This window comes from Afipia massiliensis, assembly GCF_014203115.1.
Lineage (GTDB): Bacteria > Pseudomonadota > Alphaproteobacteria > Rhizobiales > Xanthobacteraceae > Afipia > Afipia massiliensis.
In genome coordinates, this window is the sequence record NZ_JACHIJ010000005.1 from 35,117 (window position 1) to 49,305 (window position 14,189).

The 14,189-nt window shown below is 55.1% G+C and carries 13 protein-coding genes; 7 read left to right on the forward strand and 6 right to left on the reverse strand.

The genetic code is table 11. The features are described 5' to 3' along the window. Window positions 1-67: 67 nt before the first annotated feature. Both HNQ36_RS17105 and HNQ36_RS17110 read right to left on the reverse strand, forming a co-directional pair. Window positions 68-1,048: a FecR family protein gene (locus HNQ36_RS17105; protein ID WP_056296647.1), complete on the reverse strand. Its 981-nt coding sequence runs from the start codon at window positions 1,046-1,048 to the stop codon at window positions 68-70. 68 nt (window positions 1,049-1,116) lie between these two features. Next, window positions 1,117-1,620 (reverse strand): RNA polymerase sigma factor, encoded by a 504-nt coding sequence (locus tag HNQ36_RS17110; protein WP_056296650.1) that lies wholly within the window; start codon window positions 1,618-1,620, stop codon window positions 1,117-1,119. A 387-nt stretch (window positions 1,621-2,007) separates the two neighbouring features. On the opposite strand from HNQ36_RS17110, the gene HNQ36_RS17115 reads away from it, so the two are divergent. The 4 genes from HNQ36_RS17115 to HNQ36_RS17130 all read left to right on the forward strand — a co-directional run bounded on the left by HNQ36_RS17115 (window position 2,008) and on the right by HNQ36_RS17130 (window position 4,738). After that, window positions 2,008-2,229 (forward strand): hypothetical protein, encoded by a 222-nt coding sequence (locus HNQ36_RS17115; RefSeq protein WP_056296653.1) that lies wholly within the window; start codon window positions 2,008-2,010, stop codon window positions 2,227-2,229. Window positions 2,230-2,329: 100 nt separating this feature from the next. After that, window positions 2,330-2,683, forward strand: coding sequence for a DUF3489 domain-containing protein (locus tag HNQ36_RS17120; RefSeq protein ID WP_056296656.1), 354 nt, complete (start codon window positions 2,330-2,332; stop codon window positions 2,681-2,683). Between the two features lie 74 nt (window positions 2,684-2,757). Further along, the gene (locus HNQ36_RS17125; protein WP_347339981.1) at window positions 2,758-3,213 is read left to right on the forward strand and encodes a DUF2924 domain-containing protein; all 456 of its coding nucleotides are present in this window, start codon (window positions 2,758-2,760) and stop codon (window positions 3,211-3,213) included. Next, window positions 3,200-4,738 (forward strand): recombinase family protein, encoded by a 1,539-nt coding sequence (locus HNQ36_RS17130; RefSeq protein ID WP_056296662.1) that lies wholly within the window; start codon window positions 3,200-3,202, stop codon window positions 4,736-4,738. Before HNQ36_RS17125 ends, HNQ36_RS17130 begins: the two co-directional genes overlap by 14 nt. A gap of 105 nt (window positions 4,739-4,843) precedes the next feature. Here HNQ36_RS17130 and HNQ36_RS17135 read toward each other — a convergent pair whose 3' ends face one another. Further along, on the reverse strand, window positions 4,844-6,511 hold the full coding sequence (locus HNQ36_RS17135) for a RecQ family ATP-dependent DNA helicase (protein WP_082512608.1): 1,668 nt from the start codon (window positions 6,509-6,511) through the stop codon (window positions 4,844-4,846). 134 nt (window positions 6,512-6,645) lie between these two features. On the opposite strand from HNQ36_RS17135, the gene HNQ36_RS17140 reads away from it, so the two are divergent. Next, window positions 6,646-7,542 carry a 3'-5' exonuclease gene (locus HNQ36_RS17140; protein WP_056298723.1) on the forward strand — a complete coding sequence of 299 codons (897 nt, stop codon included), beginning with the start codon at window positions 6,646-6,648 and terminating at the stop codon, window positions 7,540-7,542. Between the two features lie 88 nt (window positions 7,543-7,630). Continuing rightward, window positions 7,631-8,437: an HNH endonuclease gene (locus HNQ36_RS17145; RefSeq protein ID WP_056296668.1), complete on the forward strand. Its 807-nt coding sequence runs from the start codon at window positions 7,631-7,633 to the stop codon at window positions 8,435-8,437. Between the two features lie 379 nt (window positions 8,438-8,816). Here the strand turns inward: HNQ36_RS17145 and HNQ36_RS17150 are convergent, their stop codons facing one another. Then, a complete protein-coding gene (locus HNQ36_RS17150) occupies window positions 8,817-9,800 on the reverse strand; it encodes a hypothetical protein (protein ID WP_056296673.1) in 984 nt (327 codons plus the stop codon). Between the two features lie 39 nt (window positions 9,801-9,839). Beyond that, window positions 9,840-10,781, reverse strand: a complete 942-nt coding sequence (locus HNQ36_RS17155) for a DUF4365 domain-containing protein (RefSeq protein WP_162244593.1) — start codon at window positions 10,779-10,781, stop codon at window positions 9,840-9,842. A gap of 543 nt (window positions 10,782-11,324) precedes the next feature. Here HNQ36_RS17155 and HNQ36_RS17160 point away from each other — a divergent pair. Continuing rightward, entirely contained in the window at window positions 11,325-13,031 is a 1,707-nt protein-coding gene (locus HNQ36_RS17160) for a P-loop NTPase fold protein (protein ID WP_056296679.1), read from the forward strand. Window positions 13,032-13,466: 435 nt separating this feature from the next. Here the strand turns inward: HNQ36_RS17160 and HNQ36_RS17165 are convergent, their stop codons facing one another. After that, complete coding sequence (locus tag HNQ36_RS17165) at window positions 13,467-14,147, reverse strand: hypothetical protein (protein WP_056296680.1); 681 nt, start codon at window positions 14,145-14,147, stop codon at window positions 13,467-13,469. Window positions 14,148-14,189 lie beyond the last annotated feature (42 nt).

The following is a 14,189-nucleotide window of genomic DNA, read 5'->3' on the forward strand; positions in this document are numbered from 1 at the left end:
TGCTTAACGGCCACATGCAGACAACGATTCAGACGAGCGAACCCCGTAAAAAAAATCTCAGGCCATGTCAGCGGAAAACCAGCGTAGCAAGACCGGGAACCGTGACGGTTCGCAATCCAAGCGCAGAACGCAACGCCTCGACGATAGCGTCGGGATCATCCGCCTTGAAAACGCCAGTCAGCTTCAACTGCCGCAGGGAGTTGTCAGTCATCATCACGCGGCCGGGCTGCATGCGCGCGAGTTCGTCGATCACTCTGCCGAGCGGCGCCTGATCGAGGATGATCAGCCCCCTGCGCCACGCAAGCGCAGTCTCCGGGTCGGCTTCAACCACCGGTCCGATGCGCCCCCCTCCGACGGACAGATGCTTACCGGCAGGAACCTGAACGCGGTCGGCACCCGAACGCGACACGGCCACCAGCCCGCGCTCGACCGTGACGCCGACTTCTCCCTGCTCTTGATCGACGGAGAAAGCGGTGCCGAGAACACGCGTTTCAACCACACCTGAGTGCACGGAGAAGGGTGACTTGGGATTGTGGACGACATCGAACCACGCACGCCCGCGCAGCAATTCGATTGACCTTCCGTCTGCCGTAAACTTGACGGTAACGGCTGTATCGCCATCGAGATAAACCTGCGAGCCGTCGGCCAAACTGACGTTGCGCCGTTCGCCGGGCCTCGTCGCATGATCCGCCCGGAGGCGATCGAAAAACCCCGGATCGCGCCAGATCAGCCCTCCAATCGCAACCAGAAGGCAGGCGGCCAAAGCTGATCCGACAGCCCCGCCCCGGGCAGACAGTGGCCTCGGCTTTTTCAACCCTTGCCGGTGCCAGCCTCCTTCGCCCAGGATTGCCGCGGGCGCATCCAGGTTATTCCAAAGGCTCTTGACGTCGTTGAACGCTTGATGGTGAGCGGGGTCTTCAGCGAGCCAGCGCCGGAACTCGCGGCGCTCTTGGTCAGCGACATCGGGCTCATTCAGACGCACGAACCATGCGGTAGCTTCGCGCTCCCGTTTCTCGGTATCCGGTATCTTCTCTGAATCGGAGTTCATCTGAGAACCGCGCTCGTCCCGTCGTTATAGACCCGACAGTAAGAGAACGATTCTAACGCCGGAATCCCTCATTCCGTATCACGATTTCTCTGCCAAGTACGGCAGAAGGAAATCGCACGGACCATATCTTTTTCAACTGTGCTGACGGAGATGCCGAGTGCTTTGGCGATCTGGGGATGGCTCATGCCGTCCAGTTTGCTCAGCAGGAATATCTGCTGCGTGCGTTTGGGCAGCGTCGCAAGCGCCGCCAGAAGCGCCTCCAACTCCTCCCGCATCGCAAGAACATGCTCGGGAGCGTGTTCATCGACGGCATCCTGTTCGATCTGGGCCGCCCGGGCATAACCATCTCGCACGCGCTGCCCGCGAAGATGATCCAGTGCTAGGTTTTGAGCGGTCCGAAACAGCAGGCCGCGATCGGCTGCGCCAACAGGGTGGGCGTGGAGCTTGATATAAGTATCCTGCGTCAAGTCCTCGGCGATGGTGCGGTTGCCGACGATGCGCTTAATCAGCCGGTGCAGACGTCCACGTTCCGAAGAGTATAGAGCGGCAAGGTCTAATGTACGCACACTCATCGATAAGCCCGTAGCGACGCAATCGCGCGCTTCCAATCAATGGGTGAACAGTTAGCGTGGCGGCAATTCTGTCGCAAATACAATAAATTAGATCGTATCTAAGATGGCTCATGCGAATTCATCAAGTTCAGGTGGTTGGGTGCGTGCAACGCATGCTGATCAAGATAGTCGCAATTCTTGCAAGGCATCGTTGGTCCTGTGACCTCGATCCCGTGAAGTTGCTCAAACACTGCTTTGGCGGCCGTGGCGTCCCAAGCCGCGCAGCTTAGGGGTTTTCCTGATCATTTTATGATCCGGATCGGCTGATATGAGCCACTAGATTGCTGCGTTTCCGCTCGACTTCCCTCACACGTGGAGCGTCACTGTCACCGTAAATGGAGGCAGATGATGGACCGCAAAATCACAGAACAGGCAATTGGACTGATCCTCACCGAGATCGGCATTCGCCTCGGCGAGGCCACTCGGATCGCCAAAGCTGCTGAAGCCTGCGCGCTCGCTGGAAGCATTAGTGAAGGCGTGAGAGTCTCGATGGATCTCGAACAGATCGTCTATGAGACCGGCCGTTTGCAGGATGCGGCTTCACTGCTCAACCGGTTGTCGCTCAAATAAGATCGATCCCTTCGAATCCATGGATTCTCCGCCCGTCGGCAACCGACGGGCTTGCAGCAGTGGCGGCACAGGATGCTGTCATGCATGCAGGAGAACCAGAATGCCCACCAGCAATCGTAAGCCACCTCGCAAGACGGCGCGTAAATCCCGACCGGCACCAAAGCGATCGACCAAACCAGCTTTGAAGGCTCCGCCGCCTGTCGCGCCGAAGAAGCCGGTAACTCTGAAGACGCCAGATGCGGCCGTGTCCAAACAGGACAGGGTCCTCGACATGCTCCGCGCGCCGTCCGGCACCACCATCGCCACTATCATGAAAGCCACCGAGTGGCAGCAACATTCAGTGCGAGGATTCTTTGCGGGAGTCGTCCGCAAGAAACTGAAGCTCAATCTGATCTCTGACAAGGTTGGTGGCGAGCGCCGCTACCGGATTGGCAAGCCTGCAGGCTCGAGGTGATGCACACCCGTTCCCCATCGAATGGGCGACCAATCGATCCCAGGGTGGAAGCCGAGCTAAAACAGATCGGCTCCATGTCTATTGCCAACTTGCGGATCAGATATCGGGAGCTAATCCGGTCCGAACCTCCCCGGGCATTTGGGCCAGACCTGCTGCGGCGGAGTATTGCCCAGCGCGTACAGGACAAAGCCTATGGCGGCTTTTCTGGGGAGGCGAAGAAGCTACTCGGCCAACTGGTACGATCGGTAGCTTCCGGAAAGACTGGCCCTCTTGAGATGCCGCAGCGGATTAAACCCGGTTCGGAACTGGTGCGGGTTTGGAACGAACAAACGCATAGGGTCACAGTGTTGGCCAAGGGTTTCGCCTACCAAGGGGAGGTCTTCACCAGCCTCTCGGAGATCGCCAATCGGATCACCGGCACGCGGTGGAATGGCCCGAAGTTCTTTGGGCTGCGGACGGCAAGCAAAGAAGCAAGCAAGACGGTCCAGGCAAAAAGGGTTAGAAAGGGAGCCTGCCGTGGCCGCAAGTAATATGAAACCGGTTCGCTGCGCCATCTACACCCGTAAATCCACTGAGCACGGTCTTGAACTTGAGTTCAATTCGCTCGATGCTCAACGGGAAGCATGTGAGGCCTATATCAAGAGTCAGGCCTCACAGGGATGGCGTGTTCTACCTCAGCCTTATGATGATCCGGCGTTCTCCGGCGGCAATCTCGATCGCCCTGCCCTGAAGCAGCTTCTGGCAGACATCGAGGCCGGTCTGATCGACGTCATTGTCGTCTACAAGATTGACCGCCTGACCCGATCTCTCGCTGACTTCGCCAAGCTGGTCGAGACCTTCGATCGGAAGTCAATCTCATTCGTCGCTGTGACCCAACAGTTCAACACCACCTCGTCTATGGGACGGCTGACATTGAATGTGCTGCTGTCCTTTGCCCAGTTCGAGCGAGAACTGGCGTCCGAGCGCGTCCGGGACAAAGTCGCCGCTTCCCGCCGCAAAGGCAAATGGACCGGCGGGACTGTTCCCCTCGGCTACGAGGCCAAAGAAAAGAAACTCGTTATAAATCTGAAGGAAGCCGAAACCGTCCGCACCATCTTCAGGCAATATATCGCTCTGAAATCCTTCAGCCGCCTAGTCCAGAATCTCGACCAGCGCGGCATCGTCACCAAACGGCGCGACACCAAGGTCCCGAAATTTCGTGGCGGCATCCCCTTCACCTATGGTCCCCTCGCCCATCTTCTGAAGAACCGCGTCTACCTCGGCGAGGTCCATCATGATGGCAAATGGTATCCGGCTGAGCACAAGTCAATTCTCGATCAAAAGAGCTTCGATCAGGTGCAGACACTGCTCGCCGAAAACCGCGTCACCACACAAACCCGTCGATCAACCAGCGGGGCGCTTCTCACCGGCAAGATTCTCGATGATCGTGGCAACCGAATGAGCCCGAGCTTTACGGTCAAGAACGGCATTCGTTATCGGTTCTATATTTCACGCGCTCTTATGCGCGGCAGAAAAACTCAAGCCGGCTCCGTTGCCCGGATTCCAGCACAGGCCATCGAGAACCTGGTCATCACGGCGATCCGGGAGCACCTCGCACTGGACGTGCAGACTCCCGATGATCAGCTCAGACATCTTGTCGTGGATTCCGTTGCTGACGTCGTCGTGCATCCCAAGAAGATCATGATCCGCCTGCAATCAGACAATGCACAAACCATCGAGATTCCGTGGCAAGCCTCAGTGAAGAACGGTCCCGCACTGGCGCCATCCTCGAACTATGCCGATCAGCCAGATCCAAAGCTTTTGCAGGCAATTGTTCGTGCGCATGCCTGGCTGCGGGATCTAAAGTTGGGCAAATTCGACAGCGTCGAGGCGATAGCCACGTCGGTCAAACTCCATCCGAAAGTCGTTCGGCAGGAGCTGCGCTATGCGTTTCTGGCGCCTTCCATTACCGAGGCCATTCTGACGGGTGATCAACCGCCAACCATCACGCTGGCCCGGATTCCAAAGACACTGCCTTTGGCCTGGTCTGGGCAATGCCGCACCTTGGGGTTTTGATCGGAGCCGCCCATCCGATGTTATGGAACAAAAAACTCCCCCGCGCGCCGGACGCGGGCTTCGTCGACCTAGAAAATGGAAGGTGCCGCGAGTTCTCTATCCCCGCTATGAAGCCAGCACTTTGCGAATGAAGTTCAATCTCCCTTTCTTGACGATCTCGACCTGATGGCAGCCATCACAGCAAGCCACTCGGCTCTGATTACGCCTAGCGTCGGCAAAGACCCATTCCATAATGCGCGTTGATATGCTCCTTCGCGTCACCTTCTCGGGTCCCTCGAAATAGCCAACCAACGCTTTGCGGAAGCAGGCACTCTTACGCGCCATACTGGCCATGACGGCGATCTGCTCATGCTTGTGCCGCAGTGCCACGATGGCCGCTTCATCGCTCAACTTGGATCCGTTGATTGCTCGTTGGGCCATGTAACGCAACAGGCCGATATCTTCTTTTACCTCCCCTCCCTGTAGCAGGACGGCGACAGACGGCGCTCCATCGCGACCAGCACGGCCAAACTCCTGGAGATAATCCTCGATCGAACCGGGGTGCTGCCAATGAACAACCATACGCACATTCGGTACGTCGAGACCCATTCCGAAAGCACTCGTGCAAATAATACGGTCAACGACAGGTCTGCTGTCGCCGACAAAACGCTTAAGCAATTGCTCTCGCTCCCAGCTATTACCGAGCTGCGAATGATAGAACGGCGTCTCAAGCCCTTCACGAGCGAGATGGGCCTGCAGAGCTTCACCAATCTTGCGAGTTGGCACGAAAATCATCAACTTGCCGCTCCCGGGAAGAGCAAGCCGGCAAAGAGCTGCGATGATCGCCGATCTTTCTTTGGCAGGCGCCTGCCAGCGCAGCAGCGCAATATTGGGCCGATCGACGCCGCGGACAAACACCCGCGCATCAGGAATTCCGAGAGAATGCAGAATGCGCTGCTGCATCTCTGTTCCGGCGGTTGCGGTGAATGCCAGGATCGGAGGAGATCCCAGCGCCTCTCTCACTTCCTTAAGTCGCCCGTATTCGGGCCGAAAATCTCGCCCCCATTGATCGACACAATGGGCCTCATCAATCACCAAGAAACTTGGGCGCATCGCGCGCAGCACCTGTTGCTCGGCTCCACTTCGTACAAAGAAGCGCTCCGGCGCGGCATAAAGAAGCTTAAAGCTGCCTTGTGAGAGAAGTTGATACCGCAGGCGCTTCTCGCCCGAATCGAGATCACTATTGATGAAGCTTGCCGGAATCTTACGTCGAAGAAGCGAGGAAACCTGCTCTCCCATCAAGACCTTTAGCGGCGAGACGACAACACTAATGCTCTGCCGCAAAACAGCAGGCAGCTGAAAACATAAGGTCTTGCCGAAGCCCGTGGGACTTACAACCAACAACGATTGTCGGGCTAAAGCCGCCTGGATGATCGGTAGCTGGCCTTCTTTGAACCGATCGAGGCCGAACAAGCGAAGCCCAGCACCAAAGGCCTGACTCTCTGCGACCACCTCTCCGTCACGGTCCAGCCAACGCGCCAACCGAACAGCCCAGCGCTCGATTGCGCGCCGAGCAAGCCCGCCTGCGAGTTTTGGATGATGAGCCGCATGGCAACCATCGCAGAGGGTGACCAAGTTTGATGGATCGTCAGTACCACCTGCGGACCTCGGCAGCAGATGATGCACATCGATATCTGCGCTTTTCGCGACAGTCCCGCACTCCACGCATTTGAAGTTATCCCGCTGAATAACCTGCGTGCGAATTCGCTTCCACTCTATTGAAGAAGGCAGCATCAACGGACCCGTAGTGTGCTTGCCAGCCAACCTACCCGAAAATATTCCGGCAAACCTTGGAAAAATCCGTCGTCCAGTTCAATATGATGGGCATCCCGCATAGTCGACGTGCTTTATTCCGGACCGCTACAACCATGACTGTATCAAACTCCGAACTCGACGCCATGGCGGAAAAGCTCTCGCTCTGCCCGGACTATCGCGTCCTTCGCCGGCTAAAACCACGCGAGATGAGCGTCCCCGATAAAAGTGAAAACACTAGGGTTGGCGTGGCGCTCGACGTTGAGACGACCGGTCTCGACACGAGTAAGGACGAGATTATTGAATTGGGGATGGTGAAATTCGCCTATCTCCCCTCCGGTGAAATCACCCATATCACCGATGTTTTCGAGGCGTTTAATGAGCCGTCTACGCCGATACCATCCGAAATTGTAGAGCTAACAGGGATTACTGACGAACTCGTCGCCGGCCATAGAATTTCAGCCGATGACGTCAACAGCTTCGTCGCAGACGCAGCGATCATCATCGCTCACAATGCAGCCTTCGATCGCCAATTTAGCGAACGCTATTGGTCGACCTTTGAGCACAAGAACTGGGCCTGCTCGGCAACCCAGGTCGAATGGCGCAAGCTGGGTTTTGAAGGATCCCGGCTAGCCTATCTCTTGGCAGGATGCGGTTACTTTCATCATTCACATCGAGCAGCCGACGATTGCAAAGCACTGCTAGAAATTATGTCGATGAAGCCAAATGGGAGTGAGAGTACGGCACTTGCGCTGCTACTCGAATCCGCTCGCAAGCCTACGGTACGTATATGGGCTGAGCAATCTCCTTTCGATCTCCGTGAGATACTGAAAAAGCGAAAGTATCGCTGGAATGATGGGTCCAACGGCCGCCCCAAAGCTTGGTATGTCGATGTTCCGGAAGCAAGCCAAGCTGATGAGCTCAAGTTCTTACGCGACGAGATCTACCAGCGTAACATTGATCTGTTCTCCAATCGGATCACCGCCGCACAGCGATTTTCTAAGCGGATATGATCCGATCCTATGGAATGTTCCTCTCGGCCATTGCTCACCTCTGCTGCTTGAGTAACATTCTACTGGTGAATGGTAGGGGGGCGGGTTCATGAGCTGGGGTTTCGAAGAAGATAAGGTGTACAATCGGCGCGCCGATATCCATGCGAAATTTGGTGGTCAGCAGCAAGGGGGAATCATCACACCGTCACAGCACCCAGTCGTGTTCATCATTACCGGCGAAGAAGGTTTAGAACACGGCTATGCCGATCGCATGCGGGCTGACGGCGCATTTGAGTATTTCGGCGAAGGACAAGTCGGCGATATGGCGCTGCAGCGCGGAAATTTAGCGATTGCTACACATGCGGCCGAAGGAAAGGGTCTGCTGCTTTTTCGCAAAACCACTGAAGGCCTCCGATTCGTAAGCGAGATGGTCTACGAAAAACACCACATTGAGCGAGCACCCGATCGCGAGAACAATGAACGTGATGCAATCGTTTTTGAACTTCGACCACTTGGTGCGATATTCGAAGCCACGGAGGATGCACCTCTGGATGACAAAAATGACCTAGAGCAGCTTCGCGCCCTGGCGAAAGCTTCTGCCGGCATCTTTCCGCCAACTCAAGTTGCCGGCACTCGAAATGTTTACCAACGAAGCCGAGATGTTCGAAACTACGTGCTTATGCGCGCCGGCGCAAACTGTGAGGGATGCAACTCTCCAGCGCCATTTATCCGGAAGAACGGTAGCCCCTATCTTGAGCCCCATCATATTCGGCGCGTTAGTGACGGCGGGCCCGACGATCCTGCATTTGTTATTTCTCTATGCCCAAATTGCCATCGAAGAGTCCACGCAGGCAAAGACGGACCTGCTTACAATGACATCCTCTTAGCAAAGATGCAGAGCATTGAACCGAATTAGGATTCGCCCATCGAATGTCATGAAATGCGGATTAGCCGGTCATGATCGCACATCCGATGTTATGGAATTTCATTCGTGAGCTTATTTCGGAAGCGAACCCGCGCGGCAGTGCAGCGGCCTTCACTCATTTTGGAAGAATAATCGCTTCCCTGCTTTTAGGGCCTGACAACACTCGGGATGGTCTGTCTTCCATCTGTTGATGGTGCGCTCGTCCTTCTCGAAGAAGTCGCCAATTTCTGCATTCGTGGCGCCAAGGCGGCAGAGCTTCGCGGCCTGGTCAGAATATGCAGGGAGATAATCGAACGTACGTCCGGGCTTGCGGGCGGCTTTTGCAGGCACAACCGATTATGCGCACAGCACCGCTGATGTTGGCAACAGGTCAGTAGATGGCGAGTCCATCTTCCGTTAGGTGAACGCCGTGCGTAGTTGCAATCAACACGATCAGCTCGCCTATCCCGTTGAACTCTTCGAAGCTCTTCCAATCCCCGTAATTGCTCCAGATGCTCTCAAGCACCTTGTCCAACTCAATGAGGTATTGCGCGAGCCAGTTGCCGGACTGGAAGAACTCTTTGAACTTCGGCGCTCGGTCAACTTCACCGTCTAGTCCACTTATGTGTCCGATGAGATAAGAGGTGAATGTGAAAAACCGGTCGTACTCGCCAGTGACCGCCCTGAAGCATTTCCATCCATCGCCATCATACCAGAAAGCATCCATCGCTGCATCAATGCGCTCATCGAGGCCTTCCAGTGCGGCGAAGAATGTCTCCTCGAAATGGACGATCTGCTCAGGATAGAACGACGCGCTCAGTCTGGTCGCTGCGTACTCACCCCAGCTTCCCCAGCCCAAACTAAACTTAATGCGGGCCAATTCATTCCCAAAGTCATAAGGGCGCTGGAGAAGGCCCGGTATCGCGACATCGAATGCAGTGCGGTCGTGGACGTGACCGCACTCGTGTGCGAGTTGGTAATAGACCTGGGAGAAGTTCTCGCCCTCCCCCTCCATCAGATGCATCAGGACATTCGCGTTGAAGGCCAGGTAGGTCTTGAGCACGCCATCACGGAATACGCCGGGCGCCATCGCGACCCCATGCGCGATCTCGGTTGAAGGCGTGAGGACATGCCGGGTTTCATACCCGCGGTCGATCTCAGTCAGGGCCTTGGCGTAGTCATATGCGACAGTAACGCCGACCAGATTCTCCAGATTCATCCGGGTGCCGATGAATCTGATGAAGGTTGTCGTGCGATTGGCTAATGCTCTCGCTGTCTCCTCGTCAGCGAAGCCTTTCAGCTCAAATGGGATGATGGCCGGCGCCGTTGACGTGGCCAACAATTCCTCGATCGATTGTTCGGACGCGTCGCTCACGGTATCCCTAACGAATCAGCGGCTTCCCACCACACTACGTCAAAACGGGGCGTCCTTGGGATCGAGCGGGGGTTTCTCGCCAGCCTTTTCCTTCCGCTCCTCTTCCTCGATCCAGGCATAATACTCTTCAGCGTCCGCATCATATTCCAGCTCAGACTCAGGATATTCGGGTTCAATCACCTCCGCACCGTTCGCATAATAATCTTCGAGCGTCAGAAAAGCCTTGCCGATGTCGTTCAGCACAACATTGATTTTGTGCGCTTCGACCTCTTCGTACCCGGAGCATTCAGGCACCTCGTCGATGTACTCGTATGACAGCCACGGCCAGACGTTGGCCATGTACTCGCCGATGCTATGGGTCGGGTACCACATGCCGATTACATGGTCGGGCTCGCCATCGTCGATGTTATCTGCGTCGAAAAAGACGCTTACATCGCGAAAGCCGAGGCTCTTGTTCACCCACTCATCAATAACGAGATATACCTCGTCTTTCGAAGCGAACTCCCTCATCAACGGAAGATCGAAGGTTAGCCTCAGCTTGCGAAGCGCGGTGATGTCCGAGACGCCTTTCTCCAAGCCCTCTTTCGCGTCGGCGTTAAGGATTTGGTCGGGCGGTATCTCGATTGACCACCGGTCGTTTTTGCCAAACTTGATCAGGCTCTCTTCGACGCGCTGCCAAAGCGTCAGACCGGTATCAGGGTCATGCAGCACTATGGTCACTGGAAGGGAATGGTTGCGCCAATAGCGAAGGTGGCGGCCCTCCCCGTAGAATACGTAATTGTTGCCGCGCTTCCGGAAGAACGACTTGCCGCTCTTGATCTGCAGGGCGAGCAGCCTGCCGATGGGTTCGTCCTGGTTTGTCACCTCGACATGGGCATCGATACCCCAGTCCGAAATCGGCTGCTCTCTAAACACCCACTTCAATTCTCGAAGGACAATGCCCTCAACGGCGTTCACACCCTCTCTGTCCGTCTGCTTCATGGACGTCATCCGCATGTTTTCAGTGGCTTAAGCCGTAGTGACGGCAATCTAAGCTTGGGTCATGATTCCATCACGCCCTAAGGCGGATATAAATCAACGAGAAGAAACCACCATAGCTTTTGTACTCAGCCTTGCAGTCGCATCACCGGGGGCCTGTTTACCGGCTTCCACCAGTCCAAGACCAACCCGGATGCGGACAACTTCCTGCAGACCAAGTCCCACGTCAGCTACGTCGATTAAGCTGAAACTCCAAAGGCCCCGATAAGGGGCCTTTTGTTTTGGCGACTTGGGGGCGACGGCAAGGACAAACGGTCAAAGCTGCTCCTGGCGCCCCCTCATCGGCTCCGTTGTTGCACACCGGTGGCCTCGTCCCATCCCGGTCGTTTTGCCCCCGACCGGATAGCCTATGTCGGATAACCCCGTGACCGTTTTCCGACTTCGGACTTTCCTGTGCGATGTGCTCGCTTGGGCAGGACGCTCCACTATACCGTTTTGGTCATGTTCGGCTAGTGTTTGCCCGCTTAAGGCTAGCGGGGGCCAATCTTGACCGACATCGAACGCACGGCGACCGACCGGGTAACCCGTGAGATTGTCCGCTTCCTGGAATCTTCCAAGCCTGAGGTGCTCGCTCTTAGGGGCGCATGGGGCGTCGGCAAGACCTATCTTTGGAACAAGCTTCTTGAACAGACGAAGGCCACCATCGGCCTCAAGAAGTATGCCTATGTCTCACTCTTCGGCCTGCAGAATCTCAACGAGCTAAAATATTCCATCTACGAGAACACTATCGACACGAAGGATGTTGGCATCGAGCCTTCGTTGAAGACGCTGCAGACCAACACCGATTTCGTCGTGAAGTCGTTTGGCACGCAGCTCATATCGGTCATCTCGCGATTTAAAGGAGCTTCCGCCACGCTGGAGGCGATTTCGTTCCTCGCCGTGCGCGACCGTATCGTGTGCATTGATGATCTGGAACGCCGCGGTAGCAATCTGCGGATCATCGACGTCCTTGGCCTTGTGTCATACCTGACCGAACGCCGCGGATGTAAGGTCGTTATGATCCTCAACGATGAGGCATTAACCGACACAGACGCCAAAGACCTTGCCCGCTACCAGGAGAAGGTCATCGACCTGTCGCTCCTCTTTGCTCCGACCGAAGAGGAGAGCGTCAGAATTGCGCTGGACAAGGATGCACCCACGACGCATCTGCTCTCTCAACGGTGCATTTCCCTAGGCGTGTCCAATATCCGCGTCATCAAAAAGATTGAGCGATTGTTCGCCGATGTGCTGCCGGTACTGAACGGCTATCACGAAAAGGTCGCCGAACAGGCAGCCTCCACCCTCACACTGTTGGGCTGGGCCTACTTCTCCAGGACTGCGGCGGATGACAACGCCCTCATCGACTTCATCTTGGCCCGCCGCGATGACCAAATGGCCGGTGTGTTTGATGATGCAGACGAGCAGCCGGAACAGCACAAGTGGGATACGCTTCTCGATAACTACGGTTATTCCTCAACTGACGCTTTCGATTTGGCTTTGTTCGACGGTGTCAAATGTGGCTTTTTCGACGAAGACCTTATCAAGCGCAATGCCGAGGAAATGAATGAGCGACTGAAGCAGATGGACTCGACAAAGTCCTTCGCTGACGCATGGGCGCTTTTCCACGAGTCATTCAAAGACAACACCCGCGATATCGTCCGCGCCCTGGTCAGCGCGATGCAGTTTCACGCGAAATTCGTGACCCCGTCTGAGTTGAACGGCGCCGTGAGTCTGCTGAAGACCCTCGGACGGGAACGGGCCGCCAAATATGTGCTGGCGCATTTTATCAAGCGAAGGCAGGACGAGGATTATAACTTTTACGACCTCGCGTCGCATCCGTTTACCGAGAACATCCAAGACCCGGACGTACTTCATGCGTTTGCAGAGAAGCTGAAAACGTTTCGCGAGGAGCGCTCGCCGGAGGAAATCCTCCACAGCATCGGCTTCAATCACGGCTGGAGCCAGACGGACACCAAGCTGCTCGCAACCCTGTCGGTCGATGACTATTACAACATGTTCAAAAATCTAGAAGGGTTGCGACTTCGCCGTGTCATTGGCGCGGCATTGGGCTTTCACGGAATTCGACAGCAAGATCCCGCGTACGGAACGATTGCCGACAATGCCAAGGCAGCGCTCATCCTGATCGGCAAAGAAAGCCCTCTCAATGCTCGCCGCCTACTTAAATTCCATATCACGGCTGATGACCTGGCCTGACCCGGCATCAGCAACCCGCCAACCGCCCCGGCGGTTCCTTCTCAACTCCAGTCGACCAATTGTTCGCATCACGTCGGCCTTGGCATAGTAACTGACCGGCTTTGCCGCCCGCACGCGCAGAAGAGGAATATATTGGATAGACCGCCAACTATCTCGCTTTGAGAACTTCCAGACGGATTGGGCGTCCTTCCATTTCCCTAGCCGGGCCTGACGCCATTGGCGACTTTCCTTGTCAGCAGCCTGACACTTTTAAATTGATTGATGTCTATCGTATCTCCCACATAGTCATAATCTCAGGCGATATCGATGACGCCTCCGTCGTTAACTGACCTCCCGACGTTGGACATTGAGATTCCTGAGTATCCGCACGGCCCTCATCCATTCTCAAAAGGACATCGCGACGTTCTGTCCGAAGCTCTACCGCAATGCCCTTTTTCAATTGGCCGGCGTTCTGGACTCTATTTGCTTAACTTGTGACGCTGGAATGAAAAGTATTTTTCTTCCTTCAGCAATAATAAAGCCCATTGAAGAAGATCTTACGAGCCGAACGTCATTTAAAGACCTGTCTGTTGTCGTGACGTTGTACGTCAACCGATACACAATTTGGCCTTCAGCGACAGCACGACCAGAAAATAGAAGAGCAATAAGGGCTGTAGCAAAAGCCAGGATGTAGTCGCTTGGCAATAAATTTCCTGACGCTCTTAAACGAACATACCCATGAAGCCCAATACAAAAAGCTGTGAAGAATGAAGCTATCGCTCCATAAATGTCAGTTCTCAGATATTGCCAATCGAAGACCAGCCCGAGCAAGAATGAAAGAAAGACAATCGCTGCAATTACTTTAAGCGCCAACGTAAAGGGAAACGCCTTCTCGAAATCAATTGGTTTGCGTACGTAGTCAAACGTATCGAATCCGATCAAAAGAAAAAGCATCCCCACTACACCAAAAGCAAGACCGAACGAATACACAACATTGCTAAAATCGACGACTCCGAGAAAATGAATTCCAATCTTTGAGAAGTACCCAACATTGAACACAGTAAGCGTCGCCAACGCGACACCCGAAACAAGCGGCGTCCAGGTTGAAATTCTCTTTAACATCTCATTGTCGCTCATAAACGCATCACTTCGATTGACGACCTCTATAATTTATTTGCA

What these genes read in the sequence shown, in the direction of transcription:
- HNQ36_RS17105 (WP_056296647.1), bottom strand. Translation starts at nt 1,048, where the DNA reads ATGAACTCCGATTCAGAGAAGATACCGGATACCGAGAAACGGGAGCGC.
- HNQ36_RS17110 (WP_056296650.1), bottom strand. Translation starts at nt 1,620, where the DNA reads ATGAGTGTGCGTACATTAGACCTTGCCGCTCTATACTCTTCGGAACGT.
- HNQ36_RS17115 (WP_056296653.1), top strand. Translation starts at nt 2,008, where the DNA reads ATGGACCGCAAAATCACAGAACAGGCAATTGGACTGATCCTCACCGAG.
- HNQ36_RS17120 (WP_056296656.1), top strand. Translation starts at nt 2,330, where the DNA reads ATGCCCACCAGCAATCGTAAGCCACCTCGCAAGACGGCGCGTAAATCC.
- HNQ36_RS17125 (WP_347339981.1), top strand. Translation starts at nt 2,758, where the DNA reads ATGTCTATTGCCAACTTGCGGATCAGATATCGGGAGCTAATCCGGTCC.
- HNQ36_RS17135 (WP_082512608.1), bottom strand. Translation starts at nt 6,511, where the DNA reads ATGCTGCCTTCTTCAATAGAGTGGAAGCGAATTCGCACGCAGGTTATT.
- HNQ36_RS17140 (WP_056298723.1), top strand. Translation starts at nt 6,646, where the DNA reads ATGACTGTATCAAACTCCGAACTCGACGCCATGGCGGAAAAGCTCTCG.
- HNQ36_RS17145 (WP_056296668.1), top strand. Translation starts at nt 7,631, where the DNA reads ATGAGCTGGGGTTTCGAAGAAGATAAGGTGTACAATCGGCGCGCCGAT.
- HNQ36_RS17155 (WP_162244593.1), bottom strand. Translation starts at nt 10,781, where the DNA reads ATGAAGCAGACGGACAGAGAGGGTGTGAACGCCGTTGAGGGCATTGTC.
- HNQ36_RS17165 (WP_056296680.1), bottom strand. Translation starts at nt 14,147, where the DNA reads ATGAGCGACAATGAGATGTTAAAGAGAATTTCAACCTGGACGCCGCTT.